This window comes from Brucella oryzae (assembly GCF_041929965.1).
GTDB lineage: Bacteria > Pseudomonadota > Alphaproteobacteria > Rhizobiales > Rhizobiaceae > Brucella > Brucella oryzae.
The window spans coordinates 1-12,571 of record NZ_JBHEEO010000012.1; the positions used below are offsets into that span (position 1 = coordinate 1).

Sequence of the window (12,571 nt, forward strand, 5' to 3'; positions counted from 1 at the left end):
CTTCGACGACTTCCGAGCGGGCGCCGATGAAACAATTGTCCTCGATGATGGTTGGGCCAGCCTGCATCGGTTCCAAAACCCCGCCAATGCCGACGCCTCCGGAAAGATGAACGTTCTTGCCGATCTGTGCGCAGGAGCCGACGGTCGCCCAGGTATCGACCATCGTTCCCTCATCGACATAGGCGCCGAGATTGACGAAGGACGGCATCAGGATCGCGTTGGGCGCGATATAGGCCGAGTGGCGCACGACACAGTTCGGCACGGCGCGGAAGCCTGCCTTTTCGAATTCGTTGGCGGTCCAGCCATCGAATTTCGATGGTACCTTGTCCCACCAGGACGACTGGCCGGGACCGCCCTTGATGACTTCCATCGGGTTGAGGCGGAAGGAGAGCAGAACCGCTTTCTTCAGCCATTGGTTGACATGCCAGTTGCCGTCCGCCTGTTTTTCTGCGACACGGGCTTCACCGCGGTCGAGCAGAATGAGCGATTGTTCGACGGCTTCGCGTACTTCGCCGCGCGTTGCCGTGTTGACACCGTCGCGCTCGTCAAAAGCCTTGTCGATTGTCTTCTCAAGGGAGGCGAGGTCTGGCTTGGTCATAAGGTGCGATCTCCATGAAGGGGCGGCGGAAGGCTGGCGCGGATAGGTCCAGCCTGTTTGCTGGGCAATTGATTAAGCGAAGGCGCCATGAGGGTCAATGTCGTTCATGATCCGATTGCAGTGCCACGTTTGAGACAGATTAAGCATTTAGCGCCAGAATGGATGCTGTTATGCGTTGAATGGCAAGAATGAAGGAGCAGGTGAGACGAATGAACCCAATGGAGAAGTCCGGCTGGACGCCGTTCCCGAATTCAGAGGAAGCGGTCAAGCAGGCGCGTACCGTACCGCAGACGCCGCAGACCGAAGCTCCCGCCTATCGCCTCGCTTTCATGGACGACGAGTTCATGACCCGTCGCGACCTGCGACCGATCCGGCTGCAGCTTGAACTTCTGAAACCTGAAATGATTCTGGCCGACCGGGGCATCAAGTCCACTGTCGTCATGTTCGGCGGTGCGCGCATTCCAGAGCCCGGCGGCGAGGCATGGGCAGCCAAGAACGAGGTTCAGAAGAAGAACCTCGAAGCCAATGCGCATTACTACGAAGAAGCGCGCAAATTCGCGCGGATCTGCTCGGAATATTCTGCTACCACCTATTATCGCGAATTCATCGTGGTGACGGGCGGCGGTCCCGGTGTCATGGAAGCCGGCAATCGCGGTGCAGCCGATGTCGGCGCGCCGACGATCGGGCTCAATATCGTGCTGCCGCACGAACAGGCGCCCAACGCCTATGTCACGCCCGATCTTTGCTTCAACTTCCATTACTTTGCGATCCGCAAGATGCACTTCCTGATGCGGGCCAAGGCGATCTGCGTGTTCCCCGGTGGTTTTGGAACGATGGACGAGCTTTTCGAGGCGATGACACTGATCCAGACCAACCGTATGGAGCGCGTGCCGCTGATCCTGTTCGGCAAGGAATTCTGGACCAAGGCGATCAATATCGAGTTTCTGGCCGAGCAGGGCACGATTTCGCCTGCCGATATCGAGTTGCTCAACTTTGTCGAAACTGCCGACGAAGCCTGGGAGCAGATCAAGGATTTTTATAAACTCTGATCCGTGCATAAGGAACAACCGGAATGCTATCCTCGCTTTTTTGGAGCCAAAACAGCGAGGATTGTCATGAAAAGCGATCAATACTGGGACAGCCTGACTAACTTCTGTAAGCAGTTCAGAAACTTTGCCGACGATGTGTGGAAGGTCTGGAGGTATTTCGGCGTCGCTGCTGTAGCCGGAATCGCCTACGATGTCGGCGGCCATCCTGCCGCGCTCGCCTTCTCTGGGCTTGCCACTGGTATCGGCATCTTGTGTTTGATCACTTGGCTGCTTCCGGGAATGATCAATGGATTAACCGAGAAGGGCCGCAATGCCGGTCCGGTGTGGAAGGCGGGCTTGACCGTTACTTTTCTATACACCGTGGTCTATTTCGCCGTGTCGATCTGGGTTCTCGTCACGACTATCGCCCTTCCTGCGCTGAGATGATTTAGAAATATTGAGAGTCGGTGGGGTTGGAAACCGGTCTAGTGGACTGGTTTCCCGCACGAGCATTTCGCAATTCTTCGGGAAATGCCTTGTCCCGGTAAATGCCTATCTTCGCGCAATGATTTCTTCCAGAAACCCGGTCAGATTATCGGTCACATAGTCCACCTGATCGGTGAACTCGGGATCGCTTTCCCATATTTCTGAAAATGTAGGCTCAAAATTGTTCGGCACGACCAGCACGGTTTTCATGCCCAGCGATTTCGGCACGACCAGATTGCGCGCCAGATCCTCGAACATCACCGCCTTGCCCGCATCCACGCCAAACGCGTCGAGGAAGCGGTCATAGGTGACGGGTTCCGGCTTCGGGGTCAGGCCAGCGGCGACAATGTCGAAAATATCGTCGAAATCATCGAGGATGCCGAGCTGGCTGGCAGCGCGTTCGGCATGGCCGCGGTCACCATTGGTGAAGATGAAGCGGCGGCCCGGCAGCGCCTTGATTGCTTCTCCGAGCGCCGGATCGGGCGTCAGCCATGTATAGTCGATATCGTGGACCTTTTGCAGAAAGTCGTCCGGGTCGATCTGATGGCATTCCATCAGGCCTTTCAGCGTTGTGCCATATTCCAGATAGAACTGCTTCTGGATCTTGCGCGCCTCGTCGCGCGGCAGTTTCAAAAGCGCCTCGACATATGTCGTCATTTTCACGTCGATCTGCGAGAACAGATTGGCGGCGTGCGGATAGAGCGTGTTGTCGAGGTCGAACACCCAGTCGGTGACGTGCGCGAAAGCGGCTCTGTCCGGAATATCGGTCATGGTCTGTCCTTTATGGCACGATCAGCGTGCCGGCACCGTGTTCGGTGAAAAGTTCCAGCAGCACGGAATGCGGGGTCTTGCCGTTCAAAATGACGACGCCTTCGACGCCGCGGCGGATCGCGTCGATGCAGGTTTCCACCTTGGGGATCATGCCGCCGGAAATCGTGCCGTCCTTGATGAGCGCCTGCGCATCGGCAACGGAAAGCTCCTTGATGAGGTTCTTGTCCTTGTCGAGTACGCCCGGAACGTCGGTGAGGAATAGCAAGCGCGTAGCGGCGAGCGCACCGGCGATAGCGCCTGCGAAAGTGTCAGCATTGATGTTATAGGTATGGCCGTCGCGCCCCGGTGCGACTGGCGCAATGACCGGGATCATCTCCGAGCGCGCCAGAAGATCGAGCAGGGTGCGATCCACTTCCGCCGGTTCACCGACGAAACCGAGATCCAGCACCTTCTCGATGTTGGAATCCGGATCGATGACGGTCTTGTGAGCCTTCTGCGCGAAGACCATGTTGCCGTCCTTGCCGCAAAGACCGATGGCCCATTCGCCTTCGGCATTGATGAGTGCAACAATTTCCTTGTTGATGGAGCCGGCCAGAACCATTTCCACCACTTCGACAGTCTTTTCGTCGGTGACGCGCAGGCCGCCCTCAAAACGGGATTCGATGCCGAGCTTGGTCAGCATAGCCTGAATCTGCGGGCCACCGCCATGAACGACGATCGGATTGATGCCCGACTGTTTCAAAAGCGCGATATCGCGCGCGAAAGCCTTGCCCAGTTCCGGATTGCCCATGGCGTGGCCGCCATATTTTACGACGACGTGCTTGTTCTCGTAGCGCTGCATATAGGGCAGGGCGGCAGAGAGGAGTTGCGCTTGCATTTCAGGATTTTCAAGTGTCGTCATCGCGGGCTCCATGGCAGGCGACAGGGCAAAGAAGGCAGTCATCTCTAGACCGGTTTGGCTGTAAATGGAATCCGTGAAACCAGAAATGCAGCCCAAGCCGGTTATCAGTATTCCTTGATAAGCAGTGCGATTGCTGCACGCAACTCATCGAGACCCTCGCCTTTTTCAGACGATGTCGCGATGATGCCGGGGAAACAGGCTGCGCGCTTGTAGGTGAGCTTGTGCGTTTCTTCCAGGAGACGCGGCACACCTGCCGGCTTGATCTTGTCGATTTTGGTCAGCACGATCTGGTAGGACACAGCCGCCTTGTCGAGAAGGTCGAGCACTTCCGCATCATTCTTCTTGATGCCATGGCGGGCATCGATCAGCACATAGACGCGCTTCAGCGTGGTGCGTCCGCGTAAGTAATCGAAAACGAGGCGCGTCCAGGCATCGACCTGCGCCTTTGGGGCTTCAGCGAAACCATAGCCCGGCATATCGACCAGTGCCAGCGGCGGCAAGTCGCCGTTCTCGCCGGAATAGCCGTCCGGCACGAAATAGTTCAGTTCCTGCGTGCGGCCCGGCGTATTGGACGTGCGCGCAAGGCCCTTCTTGTTGACCAGAGCATTGATCAACGATGATTTGCCGACATTGGAGCGGCCCGCAAAGGCGATTTCCACCGGACCTTCCGGCGGCAGGAACTTCATCGAGGGCACGCCGCGGATGAAAATCCACGATTTCTTGAAGAGCAGGCGTCCTTCTTCGATGAGTGCCGCCTGGGCTTCCCGGACCGCATCCGCCGCTGCCTGAGCGGCCATGATTGCCGCCTGCTTCTTATCCTGCTCGCTCAATGTCCGTATCCTGATGTATCTACTATCGTCGATACGCATCAATGTTATGAGCCGCATTGTCAACATGACGGCATAAAAAACCCCGCCAAAGCGGGGTCAGACTGCTGACAAACCTCCGGCAGGGTCAAAATGACCTCAGATTCACGGAACGTCCCAGATTCAGAACGTGAACAAATCGGAATCAAAACCCCTCGTTTTTGACTGCTTCCAAAAATCGAGGGGTTTGTAATCAATCTGACCCCGCCAAAGCGGGGTTTTTCAGATTTTACTTTTTCGCTTCTTTCGGCTTTCGCTTGAAGAGGCTCTTGAGATTGTCGAAGAGCTCGATCTTCACGCCCTGACGCTTCATGATGATGCCCTGCTGGGTGATGGAGAGCAGGTTGTTCCATGCCCAGTAGATCACGAGACCAGCCGGGAACGAAGCCAGCATGAAGGTGAAGATCACTGGCATCCAGGTGAAGATGGCGGCCTGCGTCGGATCCGGCGGCGTCGGGTTCATGCGCATCTGCAGGAACATGGTGATGCCCATCAGGAGCGGCCAGACGCCGATCATCAGGAAGGCCGGTACGCCGAAAGGCAGGAGGCCGAACAGATTGAAGATCGAGGTCGGATCTGGCGCTGCAAGATCCTGAATCCAGCCGAAGAACGGCGCATGGCGCATTTCGATGGTGACATAAAGCACCTTGTAGAGTGCAAAGAACACCGGAATCTGAACCAGCACCGGCCAGCAACCGGCGAGCGGATTGATCTTCTCTTCCTTGTAGAGCCTCATCATTTCCTGCTGCTGCTTCATCTTGTCATCCGCATATTTCTCGCGGATTTCAGTCAGCTTCGGCTGCACCAGCTTCATGCGTGCCATCGACTTGTACGACTTGTTGGCAAGCGGGAAGAACAGGCCCTTGAGGAGAACGGTGACGACCAGAATGGCGACGCCGAAATTGCCCGAGAATTTGTAGATCCAGTCGATGAGATAGAACATCGGCTTGGTGATGAAGTAGAACCAGCCCCAGTCGATCAGCAGTTCGAAATTCTTGATGCCAAGCTTTTCTTCGTAGTTCTTGATGTTGGAAACCACTTTCGCACCGGCAAAGACGTGGTTCTTCAGCGTCTGGGTCTGACCGGGCGCAATGGTCATCGGCGCGCTGAGAAAGTCGGTCTGGTAACGCGGACGATCATTGGTGAAGTGCGAGAAGCGACCGGTGAACTTTTCGTCCTGCGGCGGAACGAGCGTTGCCGCCCAGTACTTGTCGGTGATGCCGAGCCAGCCGCCGTTGACATCCTTGAACGAGATGTCCTTGTCGTCTTCGACCTTGGAATATTTGATTTCCTGCAGGCCGTCCTGACCCATGACACCGATCAGGCCTTCATGCAGCACATAGGTTGCGCTTGCATGTTCGGGCTGATTGAAGCGGGTCACGCGGCCATAGGAGGCCAGCGAAACGGCTGAGCCGGTATTGTTGGTGATCGTGTCGTCAACGGAGAACATATAGGCGTCGTCGACCGAAATGACGCGCTTGAAGGTGATGTTCTTCTCGTTGGTATAGGTCAGCGTGACCGGCGTGGATGGCGTCAGCTTGTTGTTGCCTTCGACGGTCCAGACCGTATTCGGACCTGGAACCGGGCCTGTCGTGTCATTGCCGGTGAAACCGAGTTCGACGAAATAGCCCTGCTTCAGCGCCGAGGGCGCGAGCAGTTCGATATTCGGAGAATTGTCGTCGACGGTTTCGTGATACTTCTTGAGGAAGAGATCGTCGAGACGCGCGCCGGTCAGGTTGATCGAACCGCGCAGCGAAGGCGTATCGATTTCGACGCGCTCAGTCTGGGCAATGGCTGCTTCACGGGTCAGAGTGCTGCCGGCAGCTGCAACATCGCTGTGGCCGGGAATATTTCCGGACGTGGCGGGCATTTGCGGCGTGTCGCCACTTTGAGCCTGTTGTTGCGTCGCCTGTTGTTTCTGTTGCTGCTGCTCCTCAATGCGTGCCTGCTCCCGCTGGGCTTCCGTTTTCGGACCCAGATAAAACACTTGCCACAGCGTTAGCACGAGGATGGACAGGGCAATGGTGATGAAGAAATTGCGATTATTTTCCATTGACGGGTCCTGATTCCGGTCTTTCCGTTCGGCGTTTCCCATCGCCCCGCCGTTCACCCTTTGCCTTGATGCGGCGGGAGAGTTCTTCGGTCAGTCGCGAAAAGGGCGCAGTGAGGGCTTGCTCGCGCGCTACGATCACATAGTCGGTCGAAGGCGCCATGTCACGCCCCGCGTGACAACGAACCGCTTCTCGCAGCCTGCGGCGAATGCGGTTTCTTATCACGGCGTTGCCGTTTTTCTTCGTTACGGTGAAACCTGCACGGGGTTTTTCGCCGATTTTGGCGGTTTGCGATTCCTCTTCGGTCCGCTCACGGACTTCGAGAAGAAACAGTGGACCACGTCGCTTTTCACCATTCCTTAAAGCCAAAAACTCCGCTCTCTTGCGAAGGCGGAGTATTTGTTTCGGCTTGTTCATGTCTTTATTCACCGCGCTTGGCCCTGTCGATATTCAGGCTCTGACGGCCTGCAAATGGCTGCTTTCTGCGCTTCCGGTGCTCATGTACCTTTTGTACACTCCGCTCCGGTTCTCGCAAGCCGCCATTTTCGTCTCGCCATAGCCAGAATCTCAATAGACCCACAGCGCGGGAAAAAATTAAGCGGAAAGCCGCTTACGGCCGCGCGAACGGCGAGCGGCGAGAACCTTGCGGCCGCCGGTGGTTGCCATGCGTGCACGGAAACCGTGACGACGCTTGCGGACGATCTTGGATGGCTGGTAAGTGCGCTTCATTTATTTAATACCGCGGTGTGCGGCCCTTCTTGATTCTGTTTTTCCGTTGAACACGATCTGGTCCGAAAACTGTTTTCCACTTTTCGGGATCACGCTCTATTGAACAGGAGCTGGTTCTTGTCCCTTGCGACAGACAGCACAAAACCATCCGTAAACCGCACGGGCGAACGTGACGCGGCTTATAGGGTGAGGGGGACAAAGAGTCAATGCTCTGCGAGGGGCCGCAAAAAGGGAGGTCCTCTGCTTTTTGCCGAAATTGCGCCATTCGGCCCGGCATTGGCCCGGTATTGGCCCGGCATTGGCATTGCCAAAGCGGATCAGGGCTTTGGAGCGCCGATCCGATTGAATCAGATCGGCGCTCTATCTATCTGTTTTCACGCATTATCCGACGCATCGAAACGGGATCAGAAATCAGTCCTGTGGACTGATTTCCCCGCGTAGGCGCTTCACACTTTTCGGGATGTGCTCTAATAAGGGCGCGCAACATTTTCACATGCGGAACTGGTCCGCAGAAAAGCATTATTGAGAGGAGTTCACCATGAGCATCCGTCGCATCGGAGTCGGCCCGCGCATGAGCCAGGCCGTAATTCACGGCAACACTGTTTATCTCGCCGGTCAGGTGGGGAATCCGGGCGCCAGCGTCACCGAACAGACCAAGGCCGTTCTGGCCGAGGTGGACCGTCTTCTCAAGGAAGTGGGCTCCGACAAGACCAAGATCCTTCAGGCCATCATCTGGCTCGCCGACATGAAGGACTTTGCCGAAATGAACGCCGTCTGGGACGCATGGGTCGATCCGGCTCACACACCTGCCCGCGCCACCGGCGAAGCAGCGCTGGCAACGCCTGACCACAAGGTTGAAATCATCATCACCGCTGCGGTGTAATTCTTCATATCAATGCGAACCCCGTCGAAATTTCGGTTTCGGCGGGGTTTTTATTTACGGATGCGTTGCGAAAAACCGTCGCGTCCGCCTGCAAGCGCCCTTGCGTCGATAGACGCGCGTTCCCGTGCTTCCTCCAGCGTGCCGCCATTCTCAATCCAGCCGTGATCGTACAGATAGCCGGGCAGGTAGCCCGACAGGAGAATGCGGTAATCGAACGGGAAGGTCGGGTCCAGCACCCGCGCCATGTGGAAGATGATCGTGGTGCAGTTCGCGGTCAGCGTGTTGTAGAATTTCGGCTGTTCAGCCAGCTCATTGCCGAGCTTGACATAGGACAGGAAAAGTTCGCGCGCGCCTGCCGGCGGCAGCTTCACGCGATAGCGATAGACGTTTTCCTTGCGGACATTGGTGCGCAGATAAATGATGTCCTGCTCTTCGGCGGCAATCATCGCCAGCTCATATTTGCGGAAGAAACCGGCGATGGGTGAATAGACCTCATGGTGTTCGCGCCGAATTTCGCCGGAAAAGACCACATGACGGCCATCCTCGAAACCGAATGACAGAAGCGTATGGGCGATTGCGGGGCTCGACCAGTAGGAAAGAAAGACGTCTACCGACGTGATCTTGCTGAGATCGTAGGTTTCCTCTTTCCAGTTGGGCGTAAAATCTTCCGTCGTCCGCCAGGTGAAGTCACGGACATTGGAAAGAGTGACAATGTCGCCATTGATCTGCCCTGTTACCGTGCGGGCAACGTCGGGCGCCCATATGCGGTTGAGGGAGGGGCGGACTGTGGACCATGCCCCCAGCATCACCAGCGCCAGAAGGCAGAAGACCAGTCGCCTGCGCCAGCAGCTGTAATGCCTTTCGCCTGCAATCACCCCAAGAGCAATCAGAAGCCAGACGGCGATGATCGATCCGCGCATGGCATCGCCGAAGGGTAACTGGAACCACATGGCAAAGCTGGCCCATATCGCAAAGATAAGGGTGAATAAAATGAAGACGAATTTGCCTGCGATGCGGACGGGAGCCGATTTCAGGAGAGATGACATATGCATTCCGTATTCGTCGGTTGCCGCGGCCAGGAATTATTCTGTGTGCGGAAATCGCGGCAATACTGGCATGATTTGCATCGTCATGTCATGGGGGTAACCCTTAGAATAGGGAATTTAAATTTCTACACTAAAAACTGTAGAAATTTATTGGTGTGTCAGCGCTTATTTCTTTATCGCCATTGCTTCGCCGCGCGGACGGGAGACAGGCTTGCGGTTGCGGGCGTGTGGGCGCACCAGGCGCCATAGAAGCAGCGCGCTGATAATCCCGGCATAGATGACCGGTTCGGCGGGCCAGCTTTTCACCGACATGATGAAATGGATGGCGCCGCCTGCGATGGCGACATAGACCAGCTTGTGGAGGCTGTTCCAGCGGCGGCCGAGTTTGCGGATCGACCAGTTGTTGGAGGTGAGCGCCAGCGGCACCAGCAGGACCAGACTGATCATGCCGATGGTGATGAAAGGCCGTCGCACGATATCGGTGACGATGGCGGAAATATTCAGGCCCTGATCCAGCACCATATAGGTGGCGAAGTGCATCAGCGCATAATAGAAGGCGAGCAGGCCGAGTGCGCGCCGGTAGCGCAGAAAGGCCATGCCGGTCAGGTCGCGGATCGGCGTGACCATGAGGGTCAGGATCAGAAAGCGCAGCGCCCACAGGCCAAGCGTGTGTTCGAAGGTCTTGACGGGATCGGCGCCAAGATTGCCGCTTGCGCCCAGATAGAACGTCCAGACAGCCGGGACGAAGCCGACGACATAAAGCAGCCAGATTTTCCATTCGCCGGGCCGGGTTGTTTTCTTCCTGCCCGTCTTATTCCCATTTGTCCGGGTCACCGCTGCCATGTCAGTAATTCACCTTCAGGTCCATGCCCGCATAAAGCGATGCGACTTCCTCGCCATAACCGTTGAACGGCAATGTGGGGCGGCGACCCGAACCCAAAAAACCGCCTTCGCCGATGCGCCGCTCGGTTGCCTGGCTCCAACGTGGATGATCGACCGCCGGGTTCACATTGGCATAGAAGCCATATTCGTTGGCGGCCTGTTGTTGCCATGAGGTTGGCGGCTGCTTTTCGACAAAGCTGATTTTCGTGATCGCCTTGATCCCCTTGAAGCCGTATTTCCATGGCACGACGAGCCGGATCGGCGCGCCGTTGGCGTTCGGCAATGTCTCGCCGTAAAGGCCGACCGAAAGGATGGTGAGCGGATGCATGGCCTCATCGAGGCGCAGGCCCTCGATATAGGGCCAGTCGAGAACCTGAAAGAGACCCGTCTGCCCCGGCATTTCTTCCGGACGCACGACGCCGGTAAAGGCAATGTATTTTGCGGAACCAAGCGGCTCTACCTGCGACAGAAGACTTGCGAGCGGAAATCCGATCCACGGAATAACCATCGACCATGCTTCGACGCAGCGCATGCGATAGATGCGCTCTTCCAGCGGCATCTTGGCAATCAGTTCCTGGATATCGAATTCCTTCGGCTGTTTCACGAGACCGTCGACCGTGAGCTTCCACGGCAGCGGCTTGTAATTGCCGGAATTGGCCGAGGGGTCGCTCTTGTCCGTGCCGAACTCGTAGAAGTTATTATAGGTCGTGACGGCATCCTGCGGCGTCAGCTTTTCATCGACTTTATAGGCGGAAGTCTTGGCTTTCAGCGGTTCGGCAAAGGCAGATGACGCGACACCGGCAGCAGCCAGAGCGCCCGCGCCGACCATGAAAGAGCGACGGTTCAGATAGAGGCTTTTGGGCGTCACCGCATCATAAGTGAGGCGGGCGGATGAAAAACGTCCCGGTTTAAAGCTGTTCATGGTCACTCCCACTCCCAAATGGTTGGCCCTCAAGTTGCAGATACGATCCCACGTAAACGCGTCAAAAGCATGGATAATTTGGGACCGAACCGTTGCTCACGCATTGTTGAAACCGCGTGAAGGCGTAACAGAATTGTAACACGATGTAATTTTTCGTGCATTCTGCCATATTCTCGCTAAAACTCTGCTGTTAACGGCATTACATTAGCGCATCCTGAAAGAGCCTGAAGCAATTTCGGACAGATGTGTCGGCCAAAATTACTATCACCGGCAGGGGTGGGGACGCACCCGGGAAGAGCTGCCTTCAAACCTTCGTTAACGTCTCATTGGCTATGTTGAGATCATGGTAAAGAAGATGTTTATTGCCGCTTTGGCGGCAGCTGCACTTACGGTGACGGCTGGCTCGGCTCTGGCCGAAGGACAGCCTGTTGCGACGAACGGACAGGGCAGGGTCCTGAATGCTATTGCTGCATCGATGAAAGAAGAGCAGGGCGCTCCGAAGCTCGGTGAAGGCGTTACAATGCGCGAGAAGAAGATGGATACGGATACGACGCCTGAACAGAATTTCTCGCGCAGCAAGCAGTTCATCCACCGCTTCTACAAGCCGGAAAATGCTTCCAATGAGCTGGTGATCCTGCTGCACGGTTCGGGCGGGAACGAAACCAGCCTTGTGCCGCTGGCTTCCAAGATCTGGCCGCGCGCCACGCTGCTCGGCATTCGCGGTCGCGTGATGCAGGACGGCGGTACACGCTGGTACAAGCGCATCACGCCGGTAAAGTTCGACCAGAAGGACATCAAGCTGGAAGCCAATGCCTTCGTGACTTTTCTGACGCGTCTGGCCGATGACAAGGACCTCGACCTTACCCACGCAACCTTCGTGGGCTATTCGAATGGCGCCAATCTTCTGGCTGCGACCATGATGCTCCACCCTGATCTGGTGAAGCGCGCAGTCCTGATGCGTTCGATGCCGGTTCTGGACAATGCTCCCGTCGCCAATCTGAGCAAGGCGCGCGTTCTGACCATCACGGGTGAGGAGGACAAGCTCTACTCACCGTTTGCGCCAGCGCTTTCAGCACTTTTGCGTTCCGGTGGCGCGCGTGTCGATGCCCGCACCATCGATGCGGATCATATGCTCGGTGAAAAGGATGTCGCGGCCATCAGCCAATGGGTGGCATCACTCGGACCGGATGGCGCGCCGACGGTTGCGAGAAGAGGGCAGTAGGGCAATAAGGCAATAGGGCAGTATGTTAAGGGAGTAGGGGAATAAGGGAGTAGGGGAGTATGTTTTTAGGTTGCGGACGACCGCAATGCACATATCCTTCTCTGCCCTACTGCCCTACTGCCCTACTGCCCTACTGCCCTACTGCCCTACTGCCCTACTGCCCTACTGCCCTACTGCCCTACTGCC

The 12,571-nt window shown here is 56.5% G+C and carries 14 protein-coding genes; 4 read left to right on the forward strand and 10 right to left on the reverse strand.

Annotated elements, in window-relative coordinates; genetic code table 11:
• Window positions 1-598 (reverse strand): 2,3,4,5-tetrahydropyridine-2,6-dicarboxylate N-succinyltransferase (locus tag JNC70_RS13740; protein WP_374788645.1); only part of this gene is annotated, 598 nt, incomplete at its 3' end.
• 209 nt (window positions 599-807) lie between these two features.
• On the opposite strand from JNC70_RS13740, the gene JNC70_RS13745 reads away from it, so the two are divergent.
• Both JNC70_RS13745 and JNC70_RS13750 read left to right on the forward strand, forming a co-directional pair.
• Window positions 808-1,647 (forward strand): LOG family protein, encoded by an 840-nt coding sequence (locus JNC70_RS13745; RefSeq protein ID WP_211694490.1) that lies wholly within the window; start codon window positions 808-810, stop codon window positions 1,645-1,647.
• A 66-nt stretch (window positions 1,648-1,713) separates the two neighbouring features.
• Complete coding sequence (locus tag JNC70_RS13750; protein ID WP_374788646.1) at window positions 1,714-2,073, forward strand: hypothetical protein; 360 nt, start codon at window positions 1,714-1,716, stop codon at window positions 2,071-2,073.
• Between the two features lie 105 nt (window positions 2,074-2,178).
• Here JNC70_RS13750 and JNC70_RS13755 read toward each other — a convergent pair whose 3' ends face one another.
• The 6 genes from JNC70_RS13755 to rpmH form a co-directional block, all read right to left on the reverse strand.
• The gene (locus JNC70_RS13755; protein ID WP_374788647.1) at window positions 2,179-2,883 is read right to left on the reverse strand and encodes a pyrimidine 5'-nucleotidase; all 705 of its coding nucleotides are present in this window, start codon (window positions 2,881-2,883) and stop codon (window positions 2,179-2,181) included.
• A gap of 10 nt (window positions 2,884-2,893) precedes the next feature.
• Window positions 2,894-3,784: an acetylglutamate kinase gene (argB, locus tag JNC70_RS13760; RefSeq protein WP_114216374.1), complete on the reverse strand. Its 891-nt coding sequence runs from the start codon at window positions 3,782-3,784 to the stop codon at window positions 2,894-2,896.
• A 104-nt stretch (window positions 3,785-3,888) separates the two neighbouring features.
• A complete protein-coding gene (gene yihA, locus JNC70_RS13765) occupies window positions 3,889-4,614 on the reverse strand; it encodes a ribosome biogenesis GTP-binding protein YihA/YsxC (protein ID WP_374788648.1) in 726 nt (241 codons plus the stop codon).
• A 265-nt stretch (window positions 4,615-4,879) separates the two neighbouring features.
• A complete protein-coding gene (gene yidC, locus JNC70_RS13770; RefSeq protein ID WP_104754327.1) occupies window positions 4,880-6,703 on the reverse strand; it encodes a membrane protein insertase YidC in 1,824 nt (607 codons plus the stop codon).
• Window positions 6,693-7,118 carry a ribonuclease P protein component gene (rnpA, locus tag JNC70_RS13775; protein WP_010659430.1) on the reverse strand — a complete coding sequence of 142 codons (426 nt, stop codon included), beginning with the start codon at window positions 7,116-7,118 and terminating at the stop codon, window positions 6,693-6,695. Before rnpA ends, yidC begins: the two co-directional genes overlap by 11 nt.
• Window positions 7,119-7,295: 177 nt before the next feature.
• Window positions 7,296-7,430, reverse strand: coding sequence for a 50S ribosomal protein L34 (gene rpmH, locus JNC70_RS13780; RefSeq protein WP_006467565.1), 135 nt, complete (start codon window positions 7,428-7,430; stop codon window positions 7,296-7,298).
• 538 nt (window positions 7,431-7,968) lie between these two features.
• Between rpmH and JNC70_RS13785 the strand changes: the two genes are divergently transcribed.
• Window positions 7,969-8,313 (forward strand): RidA family protein, encoded by a 345-nt coding sequence (locus JNC70_RS13785; protein WP_104754326.1) that lies wholly within the window; start codon window positions 7,969-7,971, stop codon window positions 8,311-8,313.
• 50 nt (window positions 8,314-8,363) lie between these two features.
• On the opposite strand, the gene JNC70_RS13790 is transcribed toward JNC70_RS13785, so the two are convergent.
• The 3 genes from JNC70_RS13790 to msrP all read right to left on the reverse strand — a co-directional run bounded on the left by JNC70_RS13790 (window position 8,364) and on the right by msrP (window position 11,163).
• Complete coding sequence (locus JNC70_RS13790; RefSeq protein ID WP_208623426.1) at window positions 8,364-9,359, reverse strand: Lnb N-terminal periplasmic domain-containing protein; 996 nt, start codon at window positions 9,357-9,359, stop codon at window positions 8,364-8,366.
• Between the two features lie 165 nt (window positions 9,360-9,524).
• Window positions 9,525-10,202, reverse strand: coding sequence for a protein-methionine-sulfoxide reductase heme-binding subunit MsrQ (gene msrQ / locus JNC70_RS13795; RefSeq protein WP_104754324.1), 678 nt, complete (start codon window positions 10,200-10,202; stop codon window positions 9,525-9,527).
• A gap of 1 nt (window position 10,203) precedes the next feature.
• Window positions 10,204-11,163: a protein-methionine-sulfoxide reductase catalytic subunit MsrP gene (gene msrP / locus JNC70_RS13800; protein ID WP_104754323.1), complete on the reverse strand. Its 960-nt coding sequence runs from the start codon at window positions 11,161-11,163 to the stop codon at window positions 10,204-10,206.
• Between the two features lie 343 nt (window positions 11,164-11,506).
• Between msrP and JNC70_RS13805 the strand changes: the two genes are divergently transcribed.
• Window positions 11,507-12,385 (forward strand): alpha/beta hydrolase, encoded by an 879-nt coding sequence (locus JNC70_RS13805; RefSeq protein ID WP_104754322.1) that lies wholly within the window; start codon window positions 11,507-11,509, stop codon window positions 12,383-12,385.
• Window positions 12,386-12,571 lie beyond the last annotated feature (186 nt).